We start from the raw sequence: 18,381 nt of genomic DNA, 5'->3' as shown, positions 1-18,381 counted from the left end.
ATTCAAACTTAAGAATTGGTTGCGGGAGCAGGATTTGAACCTACGACCTTCGGGTTATGAGCCCGACGAGCTACCAGACTGCTCCATCCCGCGTCCGAATGGTCTAATAAATTAGACAAGCCAAGTTATTTTAATTCAAACTTAAGAATTAATATTTATTTTCATTCTAATATTTTAAAGAAGTGGTTGCGGGAGCAGGATTTGAACCTACGACCTTCGGGTTATGAGCCCGACGAGCTACCAGACTGCTCCATCCCGCGTCCGATTGGCCTGTTTTAATTCTAGCTTGAAGAATGCTGCTAGGTGGCAATTACTTGCTACCTGAAAGCGAGGCGTATAATAAGGATACATCAGCTGATTTGCAACCTGTTTTAAGTTTATTTTAGGTATTAATTTGATTTATTTTATAGTTGCTGTTTTTTTACTCTTGAATGACTCGTAATTCAGACAATTAGCTAAAAATTGACTAAATTTGAAATAAAACAGCATAACTTCAGAGATAGTTGGCGCTAATTTGTAAAATGCCTATAAGTAGAACGTGTCTTTGTTTATAATCGCGGCATAAATTAGATTGGAAAACCTATATGCAGCAATTTTTAGCATTAACCTCTCCAGGTATAGAAATATTACTGGCGCAAGAACTTAAAGATTTGAAAGCTGAACAAGTTGTTCAAAAGCCTGAAGGCGTTTATTTTAACTCAACTATCGAGCATGCCTACCACATTTGTCTGCGCTCTCGCTTATCAACTCGCATACTCTTAAAGTTGGGTGAAGGTGATGCAGTTAATAAAGACGAACTTTATGCTGTAGCTAAGTCGATTAACTGGTCTGAACTATTTTCTGTTGATAGTACCTTCGCGATTGACTTTGTTGGTACTAGTGATGAAATTCGAAACAGTCAGTTTGGTGCTTTAACAGTTAAAGATGCTGTTGTTGACCATTTTCGTGATTTAAACCAGGAACGTCCGTCAGTAGATAAATCTACTCCACAGATAAGTTTTCAAGCGCGCTTATTAAAGCAAAAAGTTGTTATTTACTTAGACTTCTCTGGTCGTAGCTTATTTAAACGTGGTTACCGAGAGCATTCTGGTGCTGCACCATTAAAAGAGCATTTAGCGGCTGCCATTATCACGCGTTCTGGTTGGTTAGACGATACAACTAAACCTTTAGTTGATCCTATGTGTGGCTCGGGAACGATAGTTATCGAAGCAGTATTAATGGCCGCCGGTTATGCGCCAGGTATTGATAGAGCACAATGGGGCTTTGATTTTTGGTTGGGACATCAAGCTGATGCGTGGAAAGCTGCCAAGTCTGCCGCTATTGAACAATCTCATGTTGGTTTAACACAACTTAAAGCTAAAGTTTTCGGTGTTGACCTTGATAGCCGAGTATTAAAAACTGCACAGCAAAATGCTAAAAATGCAGGCGTACAAAGGTTTATCGAGTTTTCTTGTAAAAATGCCAATGACATGAAAAACGCGTTTGGTCCAAAGGGTACTATTTTATTTAACCCACCATATGGTGAACGAATAGGTGAATTACCTGAATTAGTGGAAAGCTTTGCCTTATTAGGACAAACGTTTAAAGCACAATTTGTTAATTGGCGTATCGCTGTTTTAACCGCGAATGTTGAATTGTTAGCCATGATGAAAATGGTAACTTTAAAACGCTATAAGTTTAAAAATGGTCCATTAGATTGCCAATTTGCACTTTATAACTTAGATGACAAGCAAGTATCGAGCAGTAATGTTAATGCTGAGTTTGAGCAAAAAGATTCAGATTTTGGTAATCGTTTATTAAAAAATAAAAAGAATTTAAAAAGCTGGCTGAAACAAGAAAACATTGAATGTTACCGCTTATATGATGCTGACATTCCTGAATATAATGTCGCTGTTGATGTATATGGCGATCACCTAGTTATACATGAATACACAGCCCCAGCGATTATTGATCCTGAGAAAGTCGCGAAAAGATTACAAGAAGTCGTTTATTTTGCCCCCAAAGTGCTTGGTGTTCCTACTGACAAAGTCATTATTAAAACGCGCGCAAAGCAAAAAGGTAAAGAACAATACCAACGTGTTGAGCAAACCAAAAAGTCGATGGTAGTGCATGAATACGGCGCTAAGTTAAAAGTTAACCTCTGGGATTATTTAGATACCGGGCTTTTCTTAGATCACCGTAAAACGCGTCAAATTGTTGCTAAAAAATCTACCGGTAAATCGTTGTTAAATTTATTTGCCTATACGGGTTCGGTTTCTTTGCAAGCGGCATTACATGGTGCCGATACTGTAACAACCGTTGATATGTCTAATACTTATTTAAGTTGGGCGCAAGATAACTTCGTATTGAATAACCTAAGTGGTCATAAATATGACTTTATCCAAGCAGATTGTTTGCAGTGGTTGAAGAAGAATGAGCAAAAATTTGACGTGGTATTTATTGACCCACCTACGTTCTCTAATTCAAAGCGAATGGGGGAAAGTTTTGACGTTCAGCGTGATCATATTAGTTTAATCACCGATGGTGTTGCTTCGTTAGCTGATGGTGGAGAGTTAATTTTCACCAATAATAAACGTAACTTTAAAATGGATTTTGATGCTATAGCGGCATTAGGATTAAAGGTTCAAGAATTAAGTGATAAAACTCGCGATAAAGATTTTCAGCGTAATAAACATATTCACAATAGTTGGTTGATCACCCGCAAGGCTAGTTGATATGTCGGTAAAATTTAAACTTTATGGCAGCGAAGGCTGTCATTTATGTGAAGACGCTTTAGCATTATGTATAGCCGTTATGCCAGCAGGAGAACTTGATGTGGTAGATATTATCGACGATGAAAAGTTACTTGAGCTTTATCGTATCAGTATTCCTGTTTTAGAGCGTGTATCAGATCAAGAAAAATTATTTTGGCCATTCGAACAGAAACAAATTTTGGAGTTAGTGTAGTTTATGGAATTAATTCGTATTTCCCAAGGTGAATTAGCCTTTGGTGAAGACAAGGTCCTTGATAAAACGGACTTAAGTATACAAACAGGCGAACGAATTTGTTTAGTCGGTAGAAACGGGGCTGGAAAATCTACATTAATGAAAGTATTAATGGGTTTTCAAGTTTTAGATGATGGCCAGATACTTAAATCTAACACTATGCAAGTAGCTATGTTGGAACAAGATCCACCAGAGTCATCAGATATCAGTGTGTTTGATTTTATAGCTCAAGGCGTGAAAGAAAATGCCGATTTAATTAAACGTTATCATGCGATTATTCATGACGTTACTGAAGACCCATCAGAAAAAAACCTCACTAAAATGGCGACCATTCAAGAACAACTTGAAGTGGCTAACGCTTGGCAGGACGAGCAGCGAATCGAACAAGTGATGACAACGTTAGCCTTAAATCCTGATGATAAAATTTGTGATCTCTCAGGTGGTTGGTTACGAAAGTTAGCATTAGCGAAAGCATTGGTAACGGCTCCTGATATATTACTTTTAGATGAGCCTACTAACCATTTAGATATTAAAAGTGTTTTATGGCTAGAAACATTCTTAAAAGACTTTGCAGGTACCATACTGTTTATTAGTCATGATAGGGCTTTCATCAGGGGTGTATCGACACGTATTATTGATCTTGACCGAGGTATTTTGAAAAGTTACCCAGGCAACTATGATTTATATATCGAGCAAAAAGCCCATGACTTGCAGGTAGAGACACAGCAAAATTCGTTATTTGATAAAAAGCTTGCTGAAGAAGAAGTTTGGATCAGACAAGGTGTAAAAGCCCGACGTACACGTAATGAAGGTCGAGTAAGAGCACTTGAGAAATTGCGTGGTGAACGTCAAGCTCGTCGTGAAGTTCGTAATCAAAGTACGATGAACATTACGCAAGGTGATCGTTCAGGTAAATTAGTCTTTGAAGCGGAAGATATAAGTATCGCTTTTGATGACAAAGTTATTATTAAAAACTTAGATTTACTTATTACACGTAACGATCGCATTGCTTTTATAGGTGCGAACGGAACAGGTAAATCGACCTTAATAAAAATGATCATGGGCAATCTTGAAGCCACAAGTGGAAAAATGCGCTCAGGGGTTAATCTAGAAGTTGCTTATTTTGACCAACATCGCGATGCCTTAGATCTTAAGCAAACTGTACAAGAGATTGTTGGCGAAGGTAAACAAGAAGTCATAGTGAATGGTAAGCCACGACATGTATTGGGTTATCTACAAGACTTTTTATTCAGTCCTAAACGTGCCCGTACGCCAGTAAGAGCGTTATCAGGTGGTGAGAAAAATCGCTTGTTGCTCGCTCGCTTATTTCTGCGCCCAAGTAACTTATTGATTCTAGATGAACCAACCAATGATTTGGACATAGAAACATTAGAGCTATTAGAAGAAGTCGTTGCAAATTATGCAGGAACGGTTATTTTAGTCAGCCATGATCGTGACTTTGTTAATAACTGTGTAAGTAGTTGTTTATACTTTGATGGAACGGGTCATATCTCACAAATTGTTGGCGGTTATGATGATGTTGATAGTTATCTTGAACATAAAGATAAACAGCGTCTAGCCATGGCAAAGCCGATTATTAAAGCTAAAGAAAATGAAAATGCAGGTAAAACTGAACACAAAGTTGCAATGCCAGCCAAGAAAAAGCATTCTTTCAAAGAAAAAAAAGAGTTAGAAGAATTACCAGGGCAAATCGATAAGCTTGAAAATTTGATTGCAGAGTTACAAGAAAAAGTGAATCAAGCTGATTTTTTTAGTCAAAGCCCAGAGCAAAGTAATAAAATATTGAACCAGTTAGCCATTAGTGAGTCCAAACTCGAAGTTGCCTACGCTAGATGGCAAGAATTAGATGATTAATAACGATAGTGAGTTTAGTAGTTACATGAACAAATTTTTAAAATCAATTGTAGCATTAGGTATAACTAGTGCATTAGGATTATCCGCCGTTAATGCAGCAACATACCAAGTTATTGATAAAGGTGATGTTTCTTCATTAAAATATACTTATTCACAAGAAGAAAATAATAACGGTGAAGCTGCTATTTCAGGCACCGATATATATAATTTTCCTGTACAGTTTCAATATCTTGACGAAGATGATTATAACTTCATCGTTCTCTTAGCTGAGAACAGCCATGAAGGTGTTCATGACTTAGAAAATATTGAAGATGAAACCGCGCTTCGGGCAGGTAACCCAACAGCGAACGATCTTTCTTGGGTCATTAATTTTTTACAATCAAGAGCTGGTAATAGCCTGTATCAACAAGTTGGCGATATTTATGCCATGACTAACTTCAATGGTGATACAGAGCTTTTTAATGTTTTTGATGAAAAGTTAGTTGGCACTGATATTTATACCCGCTCAACTAAAGAATATATTAGTGGTATAACTAATGAAGGTTGGGTTTACGGTAATGCGTCAGCACCTTATTTACCGGTAGATTTTACTAATAGTAATGATGAGCAATTAACCTATTGGTTACGTGAATTTACTACGCGTGGTTTTTTCTCTTCGGATGGTGGTGCGAGTATTATTGAAATTATTCCGCCGAGTGAAACCGATTTACCCGAAGAGCAGCGTTTTGGCGGAGAGTCAGCCATATTAGATATCAGCGATTCTCATTTTGCCGTTGGTTATGCTAGTACAAGTATTGATCAAAATGCTATTGACTTTTTTGCGGATGAAACCGGTGGTTGTGCTGATCCTGACGTACTTGATGATTTGCCTTTTAAAGCTTGTGTTCAACAAGTTGTTGAAGAAATTTATAATACAGAAGCAATCAAATGGACCATTGATGAGCAAGGTATCATCACTTCAGAAATTTTAGGGCAATTAGTTACTCCGCATGTTGATGACATTCGCGAGTATGTTAATTACGCTCAAGCGATTAATAACCAAGGTGTTGCTGTTGGCTATGCACATGGTTGGGTTGACGAAAATGAAACTAACCCAAGCGCAAGTGAAGCTAGAAGTTTATATGCTGTTGTTTATAAAAATGGTTTAGTAAGCGACTTTACTGAAGATCATGGTAAATATTTTGATTCTCGTGCTTATGATATAAATGACGCGGGTATCGCGGTAGGTCATGTTGCTACCTATGTAAATGGTAACTTACGTACTAAATTCTATCATGTTGATACTAACGCAGAATCGATGGAAATGATTTTACCAACAGATTTCTTTACTGGTAGTTCGAGTACAGCTCGCTCCATTAATGAAAGCGGTAAAATTGTAGGTGAAGGTGAAGTTGAAACACATAACGACAATACCAGTACGCCAAGAAGAACGCATGCTTTTATCTATGACACTATCAGCAAAACTTTTACTGATTTAAATGACTTTTTAACGTGTGAAACTGATTACACCATTATCGAAGCACGTGCTATTAATGATGATGATGAAATTTCAGCTACCGCATTAATTCGAGTTCCTCGCCATGATTCAAAGGGCGTATTAATGCTTGATGACAAAGGCGAACAGTTATTTGAAGATGTGGTTCGCGCGGTTACTTTACAGCCAATAGCAGGTGAAGTTGAAAACTGTAGTGCTGTTGAAGAAAAAGTTGAACGACGAGGTGCAGGTTTTGGTTTAAGTAGTATTTTCTTGCTGGCACTTGTAGGTTTACGTCGCAGATTTACTTTTAAATTGAGTTAAACTGTTTTTATTCGACTGTCGAATATTGATAAAAATAAAGCCAGCTTTTAGCTGGCTTTATTGTATTTTCAGGCGGGTAAGTCGAAGGATAAACTTTAGGCTAGGTACTTATTCGCGAAGCCTATTCGTTAATCCTATAAAGTTACTGCTTTATTCTAAGCGCCTTCTCACCGCGAGCAATACCCACACAGCCTGACCTTACTGACTCTATAATTTCTGTTTCATTCGCCAGCGTGCAAATAAAGGCATTAATTTTATCGGCATTACCCGTTAATTGAATAGTATAGACTTGTTTACCAATATCAATAATGGAGCCCCTAAAAATATCCGTTATACGCATAACTTCACTGCGAGACTTTTCGTTCATCGCCAATACTTTAATCAACAGTAATTCACGCTCTACGTGGCTACGTTCTGTTAAGTCGGTAATTTTAATAACATCAATAAGTTTATTAACTTGCTTTACTATTTGCTCAAGTATCTTGTCATTCCCTTTAGTCACAATAGTAATACGAGATAGAGTATCGTCTTCGGTTGGTGCAACCGTTAAGCTCTCAATATTAAATGCTCGTTGAGAAAATAACCCAACAATGCGAGAAAGTGAGCCTGCCTCGTTCTCTAGTAATACGGCTAAAATTCTTCGCATTATGCTTTTACTCCTTTTTTAATCCACATTTCATCAATGGCGCCGGTACGAATTTGCATCGGGTATACATGCTCGTTTTCATCGACTAATACATCAACAAAAACTAATCGGTTTTTAATGGAAAAAGCTTCCTTAATCTTTTCATCTAATTCATCAAGGTTATTAATTTGCATGCCTACATGGCCATAAGATTCTGCCAATTTAACAAAATCGGGTAAAGACTCCATGTACGAAGAAGAGTGTCGGCCACCATAAACCATATCTTGCCATTGACGTACCATGCCTAAAGAACGATTGTTTAGTGAGATAATAACCACGGGTAAGTTATATTGCAGACAAGTAGATAGTTCTTGTATATTCATTTGAATAGAGCCGTCGCCAGTAATACAGATAACATGGCTATCAGGAAAAGCTAATTTCACCCCCATTGCAGCAGGTAATCCAAAACCCATAGTCCCCAAACCGCCAGAGTTTATCCATTGGCGAGGTTTAGCAAAAGGATAGTATTGCGCGGCAAACATTTGATGCTGGCCAACATCAGAGCAAACATAAGCTTCGCCTTGTGTGGCTTTGTACATAGACTCAATAACACGTTGGGGTTTTATTTTATCGCCAGATTGATCATAACTTACACTTTTAACCGCGCGCCATTGCTCAATTTGTTGCCACCATAATTGGTTTTCTTCTTGGTTAACACTAAACTGTTGTTCTTCAAGTTCAACAAGTAACTGCTCAATAACAATGTCGACTAAACCAACAACCGGAATATGTGCGTTTATGGTTTTTGAAATTGATGTGGGGTCAATATCAACATGAACAATAGTGGCATCAGGACAGAATTTCTTAACATTGTTCGTTACGCGGTCATCAAATCTTGCACCTAAAGCGAGAATAACATCAGCATTAGCCATGGCTTTATTCGCTTCTAGACTGCCGTGCATACCTAACATTCCGATAAAATTGTCATGTAAACCAGATACGCCGCCTAAACCCATTAAGGTATTGGTTACTGGTGCATTTAATTTTTCAACCAAGGTTGTTAGTAACTCGGCAGCGTTAGCGATGATTATGCCGCCACCAGAGTATACAACGAGCCTTTTTGCTTTTTTAATTGCCTGCACTGCTTTTTTAATTTGGCGATGATGACCTTTTATTGTTGGGTTATATGAACGCATGCTAACGTCGGCATTAAATACAAACTCTGCAGTAAACTGCGGCATTAAAATATCTTTAGGTAGTTCAATAACCACAGGACCTGGGCGTCCAGTACTGGCGATATAAAAAGCTTTAGCTATGGTATTTGGAATATCAACAACACTTCGGCAATTAAAGCTATGCTTTACGATTGGCCGTGAACAACCGACAATATCGGTTTCCTGAAACGCATCGTCACCAATTAGGCCGGTAGGCACTTGGCCAGATAACACCACCATAGGAATAGAGTCCATATACGCTGTGGCTATGCCTGTAATACAGTTTGTAGCACCAGGCCCTGATGTTGCCAATACCACACCAACTTCACCTGTTGCTCGGGCAAAACCATCTGCCATATGAGTTGCCGCTTGCTCATGACGAACAAGAATATGCTCTACGTCATCTTGTCTAAAAAGCGCATCATAAATATCTAGTACGGTGCCGCCTGGATAACCGAATAGATACTTTACCTTCAATGCTGATAAGGCTTTTACTACCAGCTCAGCACCTGAGAATAGCTCTTTTGTCATATGTAATCCCTTTCTTAATTAAGTCAATGAGTATAAATAGCGATAAAAAAACCCCCGTTCTTTTCAGAGCGAGGGTTAATTGTTGTTATTTTTTTACTTTATTTTTACACACAATATCGTCCACGCTTGGGGTTTAAGACCAAGACGAGAATGAGGAGAGAAAAAAGTGTGTTAGTTAAGTTCATATAGAAATATTGTGTAAAAGTAATACCTACAGTTTTAAGGGGTTTACCTATTACTGTCAATGGTAAATTGAAAAATATATATAAGTTTTTGAACTTTATTATAGCAAAATGAAGAATAGGAAGTACAAAAGCTAAATATTTGTGTGTCATAAAGTAGAGGTTAGTCCGGTCATTTAGTTAGCGAGGAAAGATTTGGGGAAAGGTTTAAAGTATTAATAAGTTAAATACTGCGTTTAAATTAATAACTCACCTCTGTTATTAATCTTGAATGGTAATTAATAAAAAAATCAATCAAATGGCGTTAAATTTTTAAACAGTTTACCTTGGTATTTATGATAACCTGTAGGGTAAGTTAAACAAATCGAAGTTGTAAGGAAGGATTTATGCTAAAAAATAAACTAATCATGATGTTAGCACTTGTAGCAATCGCTGGGTGTACATCAACTCAACAGGCTAGAGTTGACTTTGATCGCAATAGTGAAATAACGACATCACATTATAAAACATTCGCTTGGCTAAATGAGACAAAGGTTTTAGCTGAATCTATTGATGCTAACCCTGTTATGAAAGTTAGAATTGATAACGCGATTGAACAAGCCTTTATTGCTAAGGGTTATGCATTAGTCAGTGATGCTGAAGCTGCTGATTTTACTATTTCATACACCATGGGAAGCAGAGATAAAGTAAAAGTTGATACCTTACCTCTGATGTATAGAACCAATTTTTTATGGGGACATCGCTACTACGGTGGTATAGGTCTTAGTTCAGATACACGTGTGCGAAACTATACCGAAGGGAAATTGGCGATAGATGTGTATGACGTTAAAAGCCATCAGCCGGTATGGCATGGTTGGGCGATAAAACGCATTAAAACATCAGAGCAAGATAATCCGAGCAAAGCCATTAAAATGGTTGTTGAGCAGGTTGTTGCTCAGTTCTAATTTACCCTATGCTAATGCTTCATTAAAAAAGCGCAGTTCCTCTGCGCTTTTTTTTGACAAAATTATAGCTAAAAATACACAACCAAATCACCGAGGTTGTTAAGTTGTGCTTTTTATTTTTTGGGAGAGTAAGCGAACTCAATTCGATTACCACTAGGTTCACGAATTATCATATGAACCGTTGGACCTTTACCATTAAGTTCAGGTGAAAACTCAATGACGATATTGGGTAACAATTTAAAGCGTTGATGTAACTCCTCAAGTATTTTTTCGCTAGTTACCGTTAAGGCAAGGTGGTGTAAACCGACATTGTTCTTTCTATCAAATTCTATAACGTCATGTTTATTTTTGGTCTGCCATAAGGTGACAAAAATTTGCCCATCAGTTACAAATACCGATGGGTATTCTGGATAACCACCTGCAACTTTCCAACCTAAAGTATTCACAAAAAAATCTTTTGAGGCTGATAAGTCCTTAACCGTTAAACCCAAGTGGTTCAAACCTGATGTCATTACTTTAGCGTCATTACCTTTAGCATTTACGCCAGAGGATACTATTGAGAGGAGTACGATGGATATTAAAAAAAAGCGTATTAGCATGTTTTATCTCGTTAAGTTATATTTATGTTTTATATGACTATTGACCGGAAATTTAACCTTAGTTATTCATTTTAATTAATTAACGGGTAATTTTTATTTTAGATAAGATACTCATACATTTTTATCAAAGCACGCTAAACTTATTAAAAGTTAAGCTTTTACAGATTGTAGGAACACTTATGAAGTTATTATGTAATATTTTTATGCTGTTAACCGTCATTGCTATTAGCCTGTTTGTTCCGAAAAGTTATAGTTTTAATGTTGCACAAAATATTTGTGAATATATTGCAGTTGATGACAAAGGGCGGTTAAGAAAACTGTTGAAGTCAAATCGATTAAAATTACGCGCAGTGTTTAAAGATGTGAGTTGTGACAATAGCAATATTCTAATCTTTGCCGCGAAAAATAATGCCAATGAAATAGGGCAACTGCTGATCAAAAAGTTACCCAAAGCTGTAATAGAAGTTGAGTTAGAAAATTTAGCTACTCAATCAGCATCTTTAGCTGAAATTGCAAAAGCACGAATTAACTAAATTTATTTAAAATTAAGCTATTATCATCGAATTAACCTAAGCCTTAAACGGGTGTTCTACAAGGTTGAACGTAGCGTTATTTTCACCAAAAACATAGACATAGCATTGTTGCCAAGTGTCAGGGATTTTCCAAGTGTTATTGTTTTCAATGGAATAAAGGTGACGTTTATTTGCACATCGTATATCCATTTTAGTGAGTTTTCCGGTAATGTTTGTCAAGGTAAATTCATTTCGAACTAAGGCATAATGCCAGTACTCATCTTGACGAATATCAGCACTGATCACTAAATCTTTATCTGAACGAATAAACTCATCAATACGCTCAAGCAGTACTTTATAATCAGCTAAATAAGGTTCATCAGCGGCTAGTTTTTCCAAACGTTCAAATGTGTAATATGCAGCTTTTAAGTGGTTTAGTTTTATTTGCAGCAGTAATTTTTGTTTAAGGGTAGATATGAGTTGCTGATTATTGCCTGCTTCAATAGGGAATGCGGTTTTGTTCAAGTGCGAAAGTTCGAGAGCAGGATCACCAATTTCATTTGCGTATTGTGCACTCAATAACTGTAAAAAGTTATTTTCAGATAAGTGCATTTTTTTTATTTTGTTAAATCGCCCCAATAACTCTTTGGCTTGAGCATAATCTTTGGCTGTTATAGCCGCTTGTGTTTTACTGTACAAGTGTCTAAAACGCCTAGTAACCCCTGATTCTCCCGCTTGTTTATGCATTCTAAAGTTAAGCATTACACTATTTGCACACTGTTGTATTGGCTCACCATTTTCTAATGCAGGATCGTATTGCCATTGCATTACGGCTTTTTTAGCTGCTAGGGTAATGTCGTCACTACCGGAAGTTTCTTTAGTGATAACATTAGAAACGCTACCGTCTTTTTCAATAATAAAACTAAAAGTCGCCCAACCCTCTCGGCCGTTCTTTGCGGCATTGACAGGATATTTGGGTTCAACTCTTACTTTAGGTGTTGGTGCTTCTGTGGTGCTTAGGTGTTGAGAAATTTCGATTGCTTGGCTGTTATCGCAAAGTAATAATATAGGTAAAAACGTAAAGGTAATTGAATTTTTCATTTAAACATCCTTGTTCTTATTTAAGATAATATGTAATGATATTTTAAATTTATTGTTATTTTTTATTGTTATTAACGAGCCAAGAGTTAAAGGCTTTTTTAACAGTAGAAATCATTTCTGGCGATGAGCTTTTACTCAACGCCATACAATGTTCTGTATTGTCGTTTGAGTGTAACTTAAAACCTACTGTTAAATCATCAATACTAAAGCCAGTACCTTGCAAGCGATACATTAAACTTTCTTTCGCTTGAATAACGGCATCTATTCTTCCATTAAGTAAGTTTTTAATATTGTTTTCTTCACTAGAAGTAACAATTAAGTTTCTGCCTTCGACAAAGCCATGCTCTAGCATGTAGTTATGGCTATTATCATTTCTTGATACACCAATAACAGTGTCACTTAAAGTTGCTAACGATGAGATATCAGTGTTGTTCTTTTTTAGTTTATAAATGTTTATGGGCGTTTGAGCATATATAGGGCAAAACCATTCAAAGTAGGGCGTTCGTTGCTCAGTTTTATAAATTGAATAAATGAGCACATTGGGTTTATTCAACGCTAAATAATAACTACGCGCCCACGGATAGGTTTTAATGGTGTAATCAATGTCTGAAGGCGCTAGAATATCGTTAATTATTTTTGTCACACTGCCTGAAATATCGTTTTTATTATCAGGGTTTTGTATTATAAATGGCGGCCAATGTTCACTCACTACTTCTAAAGTTAGCGCAGTTACTTTTTCGCTGACGATAAAAAAGATGAGTAATACGCTAAGTAAAAATTTCAACAATAAAACCCCTCTTCTTCAATTGTCGTTATATTTAAGAACACAAAAATAAATTTACACAATAAGAATAATTAACCTATCAGTAATATGCCTTTATATCAATTTCTGGTGCTTATAATACTCGTTATCTTTTCAGCTGTTTCGTTCGGCTCCTCCATTGGAAAACAATGAGTTTTACCAAATTTTTGCCATTGAATGTTTTTATTAATTTTAGCGGCTCTTTTAACGGCTTTTGGTATAAAAAAATAGCTGTTATGTGCGACTAATATTTCTACGGGTACTTTAATGTTATAAATCGCCCGCCAAAGGCCTTTTGGGTAAGAGCCAAAGATTGAAGCTTCCCAGCTTGGCTCACAACTAAGTTGCACAGTATTATCGGCATTAATTGATGAGGAGAATTCACAGTAATCGTTAATCACTTGCGAATGCCAAGTTTTATAAAAGGCTTTACTGGCAATACTCTCATTCATTGCAGCAATGCTTGGCCAGGTATTGGTACGATTAGCGACTGATTTCACTAAAGTGCTTCTACGCCATGCTCCGGTTACTCGCATAAGCTGTTGCGCTATTATCATCTCTGTTTGAAATAACACTGGATCGAGTAAAATAATTTCGCTGAATAAATCTGGATATTTAACCGCGGCTAATAATGTTAAAACACCCCCCATAGAGTGCCCAATTCCTATTAATGGACCATTTTTTTTAACATTGGCCTGTTCATAAATGGCATCGGCAACCGTATTAGCCATTTTTTGCCAGTCAGGCATACGTGTTGATGGCTGTGTAGAGCTACCATGTCCGGGCACATCTGTTAACCAAATTGACCAGTCTTTGGGGAGTTGTGATGCCATTGCCGCTAACGTCATTGCAGAAAAACCGGTGCCGTGCAAAATATGAATACGTTTGGCGTCTATAGCACCAACACGATAGTAGCCGTTTACCGTATTTTGGCTCTTAGATTTTTGTTGCCATTGCTGCACATTCTCAAGAGAAAGTTTACGAGTTGAGAGTGTTGCTTTAGAAGATGAACTTTCAGACATTAGGAGGCTGTTAAAGGAAATAAAAAGTATAAATAACATAACAATTTACTGGTCTGATGTGAATGGTTTTCTAAATCTTTAATTTATTTTGTAATGGCGTTGCACAAGTTCAGTAAAATGGACTGTTCTGTCTAATATGTTGTCGTTAATGAGTGTAAGTTTACTTATATTTCGCTTTATATAGGAGAATTTATATTCTTTAGGTGCGCTTAGGTTAATTCTATTGATATAATCTCTTCAATTAACTTATTTAAATTTTTACTATTTTAGGGGTTTTGTGGATGTCGGAAGTAGAAAACCGTCCTACCAATTTTATTCGTCAAATTATTGATGCTGATCTAGCTAGTGGCAAGCATAGTCAAATACAAACACGTTTTCCGCCTGAGCCGAATGGTTTTTTACATATTGGTCATGCGAAATCTATTTGTTTAAATTTTGGTGTTGCTCAAGATTATCAGGGTTTATGTAATTTACGCTTTGATGATACTAACCCTGAAAAAGAAGATATTGATTACGTAAACTCTATTCAAGCAGACGTTAAATGGTTAGGTTTTGAATGGGCAGGCGATATTCACTATTCTTCTGATTATTTTGACCGTTTATATGGCTACGCTGTTGAGCTTATTGAAAAAGGCTTAGCCTATGTATGCTTTTTAAATGGTGAAGAAACTCGTGAGTACCGTGGTACGTTAAAGCAACCAGGTAAAAATAGCCCTTATCGTGATACTTCTGTTGAAGAAAACCTCGCTTTGTTTGCAAAAATGAAAGCCGGTGACTTTAAAGAAGGTGAGTGTGCATTGCGCGCTAAAATCGATATGGCATCGAGCTTTATGTGTATGCGTGATCCTATTATTTATCGTGTTAAATTTGCTCATCATCACCAAACAGGTGATAAATGGTGCATTTATCCAATGTACGATTTTACTCATTGTATTTCTGACGCCATTGAAGGCGTAACGCACTCATTGTGTACATTGGAGTTTCAGGACAACCGTCGTTTATATGACTGGGTTATCGATAATATATCGATTGAAACTACTCCACATCAATACGAATTTTCACGCTTAAACCTCGAATATACCGTAATGAGCAAGCGAAAATTAAATAGCTTGGTGGAAGATAAGTTGGTACATGGTTGGGATGACCCGCGTATGCCAACGATTGCGGGTTTTCGTCGTAAAGGCTTTACACCCGGTTCACTGCGTGAATTTACCAAACGTATCGGTGTTACTAAAATGGATAACACCGTCGAAATGAGTGTGTTAGATGCTTGTATTCGCGAAGACTTAAATGACAATGCACCACGTGCGATGGCTGTTTTAGACCCTATAAAATTGGTGATTGAAAACTATCCTGACGGCCAAGTTGAAAACCTTGATGTTAAAAATCATCCAAGTGACGAAAGCCATGGCTCGCGTGTTGTTCCTTTTGCTAAAGAACTTTACATTGAAGCAGAAGACTTTCGTGAAGAAGCTAATAAGAAATATAAACGTTTAGTATTAGACAAAGCTGTTCGTTTACGTGGCGCTTATGTTGTTACGGCTACTCGTTGTGATAAAGATGCAGAAGGGAACGTGACTACGGTTTATTGCCAGTACGATCCAGAAACCTTAGGTAAAAATCCTACTGATGGTACTAAACCTAAAGGTGTTATTCATTGGGTTTCTGCTGAGCAAAGTCTTGATGCAGAAATTCGTTTGTACGAACGTTTATTTACGGTGCCAAATCCAGGTGCAGCAGAAGACTTTCATTCGGTGATTAACCCTGACTCACTAACTATCATCAGTAATGCAAAAGTTGAACCTTATTTAGCTAATGCAAAGCCTGAACAAGCATTTCAGTTTGAACGCCAAGGGTACTTTTGTTTAGATAATAAAATTTCAACAGAAGATACTGCCGCAGGTAAACTTGTATTCAACCGTACGGTTGGTTTACGCGATACTTGGGAAAAAAAATCAGCTTAGTTATTATTTAACCACTGGCTAATAGCCATTGATTTAGAAACTAAGAGGCAATAAAAAAAGCTCATAAGTTAAACCTTATGAGCTTTTTTATGTTCAAACCGAACCACTTTTAACTGACAGCTGTTAACTCAAAGCTGCTAATTCAAAGCTTAGTCGCCAGTTTCATCGCGCTAACAAAACTCGCTAATTCGCTTAACATCTTGTCATTATCATCAAGGTTATTTTCAATTATTTTTACCACAGCAGAGCCACTAATAGCGCCTTTTGCTCCTGTGGCTAATGCCGCCTCTACTTGTTCAGGCTTTGATATACCAAAACCAATAACCGAAGGCGCAGCTTGGTGTTTGTCTAAAATATCAATCAGCTTATGACCAGTCATTTCAGCTTCAGTTTCTGTACCTGTTACGCCAACACGACTTAATACATAAGTATAACCAGAACCGTAATCAGCGACTTTTTGTAAAGTTGCTTCACTGGCATTAGGCGGAGCAATAAAAATAGGTGCTACATTATTGGCAATTGCCGCCTGTCTAAAAGGCTCACTCTCACGAATGGGTAAGTCAGCGATTAGCACTGAGTCAACACCCGCAGCAGCCACATCACGATAAAAATTATTAATACCGCGAGCAAATACTAAGTTGCCATAAAGTAACAAACCAATTGGAGTGTCAGGCGAATAGGCACGAACTTTGGCTAAAATATCTAAACAAATGTCGGTATTCGTATTAGATTTTAATGCACGAAGAGCAGCCATTTGTATGGTTAAACCGTCGGCACTTGGGTCTGAAAACGGTATGCCTAGCTCTAAAGCATCTGCGCCAGCATCAATAAGGGTTTTAATTATTTCAAAAGACTGTTCAGGGTTTGGATCGCCGATGATCACAAAAGGAATAAATGCTCCTTCTTTTTTGGCTGCGAGCTTTTCAAACGCTTGGTCATAACGAGTACTTACATTAGTCATGTTAGTTGCATGGCTCATTATGCTTCTCCTCTGTGTTTAACATTACTTTTCTCAGCAGTCTCGGGTGATATAATCGCGTTAACATGCGCTAAATCTTTATCTCCTCGGCCTGATAAATTAACCAAAAAGATAGTTTCCTCGGTTACTTTATCAGCCATTTTTAAAGCATGCGCTAAGGCGTGAGATGACTCTAAAGCTGGAATTATACCTTCGTTACGCGCTAACAATTGAAATGCTTCTAATGCTTCATCGTCATTAATTGGCACGTATTGAGCACGACCAGAATCCTTTAATTGTGCGTGTTGTGGACCTACCGCAGGGTAATCAAGGCCGGCCGATACCGAGTAAGACTCTTCAATTTGTCCAGCCTTGTCTTGCATAATGTAGGTATAGTTACCATGTAACATGCCTTTAGTGCCTGCAACTAAGGTTGCACCGTGGTGTGCGGTATTAATGCCTTTACCGCCAGCTTCAACACCGATGAGCTTAACGTTTTCATCGCCGATAAAATCGTTAAACATACCAATAGCATTTGAGCCACCCCCAACACAGGCAATAACGTAATCAGGTAAACGACCTTCTTCTGCTAATAACTGTTGTTTTGCTTCTTCGCCGATCATTTTTTGAAATTCACGTACAATCGTCGGGAACGGGTGAGGACCCGCCGCCGTGCCTAATAAATAGTGCGCGTTTTCATAATTTGCTGACCAATCACGTAAAGCTTCATTCACCGCATCTTTAAGTGTACCGCTACCAGCTGTTACTGGAATAACTTCTGCACCCATTAATTGCATACGGAAAACGTTCGGTTGCTGACGCTGACAATCAACTGCGCCCATATAAACTTTACATTTCAAACCTAATAACGAGCAGGCTATCGCAGTAGCAACACCATGTTGACCCGCGCCAGTTTCTGCAATTATTTCTGTTTTCCCCATGCGCTTGGCAAGTAAGGCTTGTCCTAACACCTGATTGGTTTTATGAGCGCCACCGTGCAGTAAATCTTCACGCTTTAAGTAAATTTTAGCTAATGGGTTTTTAACGATGTTACGACACAATGTTAGTGGCGTTGGTCGGCCAGCATAGCTAGTTAATAGTTTGTTGAACTCAGCTAAAAAAGCTTCATCGGTTTGCGATTCAATAAATGCTTGTTCTAGCTGTTCTAAAGCAGGCACTAACAATTCGCCCACAAACATGCCACCAAACTCACCGAAGTAGGCCGGTAAGGTTTTTTTAGGCTGATTTTCACTTGTAGATTTTAACATC

Annotated in this window: 15 protein-coding genes and 2 tRNA genes; 7 read left to right on the top strand and 10 right to left on the bottom strand. The window is 37.6% G+C overall.

Going from position 1 to position 18,381, the window contains the following annotated elements; all coding sequences use genetic code 11:
• Positions 1-16 precede the first annotated feature (16 nt).
• Positions 17-93: transfer RNA gene (locus tag H4J50_RS11490), tRNA-Met, on the bottom strand.
• Between the two features lie 90 nt (positions 94-183).
• Positions 184-260 (bottom strand) — tRNA-Met (locus H4J50_RS11485).
• A gap of 324 nt (positions 261-584) precedes the next feature.
• Here H4J50_RS11485 and rlmKL point away from each other — a divergent pair.
• From rlmKL to H4J50_RS11465, 4 genes are read left to right on the top strand one after another with little or no spacing between them, the layout of a single operon-like run.
• Entirely contained in the window at positions 585-2,714 is a 2,130-nt protein-coding gene (gene rlmKL / locus H4J50_RS11480) for a bifunctional 23S rRNA (guanine(2069)-N(7))-methyltransferase RlmK/23S rRNA (guanine(2445)-N(2))-methyltransferase RlmL (protein WP_182256518.1), read from the top strand.
• Between the two features lies 1 nt (position 2,715).
• Positions 2,716-2,946 (top strand): glutaredoxin family protein, encoded by a 231-nt coding sequence (locus H4J50_RS11475; protein ID WP_182256516.1) that lies wholly within the window; start codon positions 2,716-2,718, stop codon positions 2,944-2,946.
• A gap of 3 nt (positions 2,947-2,949) precedes the next feature.
• Positions 2,950-4,860, top strand: coding sequence for an ATP-binding cassette domain-containing protein (locus H4J50_RS11470; RefSeq protein ID WP_182256514.1), 1,911 nt, complete (start codon positions 2,950-2,952; stop codon positions 4,858-4,860).
• Between the two features lie 25 nt (positions 4,861-4,885).
• A complete protein-coding gene (locus H4J50_RS11465; RefSeq protein ID WP_162533776.1) occupies positions 4,886-6,658 on the top strand; it encodes a DUF3466 family protein in 1,773 nt (590 codons plus the stop codon).
• A 142-nt stretch (positions 6,659-6,800) separates the two neighbouring features.
• Here H4J50_RS11465 and ilvN read toward each other — a convergent pair whose 3' ends face one another.
• Together ilvN and H4J50_RS11455 are read right to left on the bottom strand one after the other, a co-directional pair.
• Positions 6,801-7,304 carry an acetolactate synthase small subunit gene (gene ilvN / locus H4J50_RS11460; protein WP_108456405.1) on the bottom strand — a complete coding sequence of 168 codons (504 nt, stop codon included), beginning with the start codon at positions 7,302-7,304 and terminating at the stop codon, positions 6,801-6,803.
• Complete coding sequence (locus H4J50_RS11455) at positions 7,304-9,028, bottom strand: acetolactate synthase 3 large subunit (protein ID WP_182256512.1); 1,725 nt, start codon at positions 9,026-9,028, stop codon at positions 7,304-7,306. The genes ilvN and H4J50_RS11455 overlap by 1 nt, the downstream gene beginning before the upstream one ends.
• Positions 9,029-9,596: 568 nt before the next feature.
• Between H4J50_RS11455 and H4J50_RS11450 the strand changes: the two genes are divergently transcribed.
• Positions 9,597-10,154, top strand: coding sequence for a DUF4136 domain-containing protein (locus H4J50_RS11450; protein WP_108456403.1), 558 nt, complete (start codon positions 9,597-9,599; stop codon positions 10,152-10,154).
• A 113-nt stretch (positions 10,155-10,267) separates the two neighbouring features.
• On the opposite strand, the gene H4J50_RS11445 is transcribed toward H4J50_RS11450, so the two are convergent.
• On the bottom strand, positions 10,268-10,753 hold the full coding sequence (locus H4J50_RS11445; protein WP_182256510.1) for a VOC family protein: 486 nt from the start codon (positions 10,751-10,753) through the stop codon (positions 10,268-10,270).
• A 179-nt stretch (positions 10,754-10,932) separates the two neighbouring features.
• Between H4J50_RS11445 and H4J50_RS11440 the strand changes: the two genes are divergently transcribed.
• Positions 10,933-11,286, top strand: coding sequence for a DUF3718 domain-containing protein (locus H4J50_RS11440; protein WP_182256508.1), 354 nt, complete (start codon positions 10,933-10,935; stop codon positions 11,284-11,286).
• Positions 11,287-11,322: 36 nt separating this feature from the next.
• Here H4J50_RS11440 and H4J50_RS11435 read toward each other — a convergent pair whose 3' ends face one another.
• From H4J50_RS11435 to H4J50_RS11425, 3 genes are all read right to left on the bottom strand, one after another.
• Positions 11,323-12,366, bottom strand: a complete 1,044-nt coding sequence (locus H4J50_RS11435; protein ID WP_182256506.1) for an energy transducer TonB — start codon at positions 12,364-12,366, stop codon at positions 11,323-11,325.
• 55 nt (positions 12,367-12,421) lie between these two features.
• On the bottom strand, positions 12,422-13,153 hold the full coding sequence (locus H4J50_RS11430; protein WP_182256504.1) for an ABC transporter substrate-binding protein: 732 nt from the start codon (positions 13,151-13,153) through the stop codon (positions 12,422-12,424).
• 95 nt (positions 13,154-13,248) lie between these two features.
• Positions 13,249-14,190 (bottom strand): alpha/beta fold hydrolase, encoded by a 942-nt coding sequence (locus H4J50_RS11425; RefSeq protein WP_182256503.1) that lies wholly within the window; start codon positions 14,188-14,190, stop codon positions 13,249-13,251.
• A 281-nt stretch (positions 14,191-14,471) separates the two neighbouring features.
• Here H4J50_RS11425 and glnS point away from each other — a divergent pair, with 281 nt between their 5' ends.
• Positions 14,472-16,154: a glutamine--tRNA ligase gene (gene glnS / locus H4J50_RS11420; RefSeq protein WP_182256501.1), complete on the top strand. Its 1,683-nt coding sequence runs from the start codon at positions 14,472-14,474 to the stop codon at positions 16,152-16,154.
• Between the two features lie 142 nt (positions 16,155-16,296).
• Here glnS and trpA read toward each other — a convergent pair whose 3' ends face one another.
• Positions 16,297-17,133 (bottom strand): tryptophan synthase subunit alpha, encoded by an 837-nt coding sequence (trpA, locus tag H4J50_RS11415; RefSeq protein WP_182256499.1) that lies wholly within the window; start codon positions 17,131-17,133, stop codon positions 16,297-16,299.
• The gene (trpB, locus tag H4J50_RS11410; protein WP_182256497.1) at positions 17,133-18,380 is read right to left on the bottom strand and encodes a tryptophan synthase subunit beta; all 1,248 of its coding nucleotides are present in this window, start codon (positions 18,378-18,380) and stop codon (positions 17,133-17,135) included. Before trpB ends, trpA begins: the two co-directional genes overlap by 1 nt.
• Position 18,381: the final 1 nt, after the last annotated feature.

This window comes from Colwellia sp. 6M3 (genome assembly GCF_014077595.1).
In the GTDB taxonomy this organism is placed as follows: domain Bacteria; phylum Pseudomonadota; class Gammaproteobacteria; order Enterobacterales; family Alteromonadaceae; genus Cognaticolwellia.
This window is presented reverse-complemented; position numbering and strand designations above follow the sequence as displayed.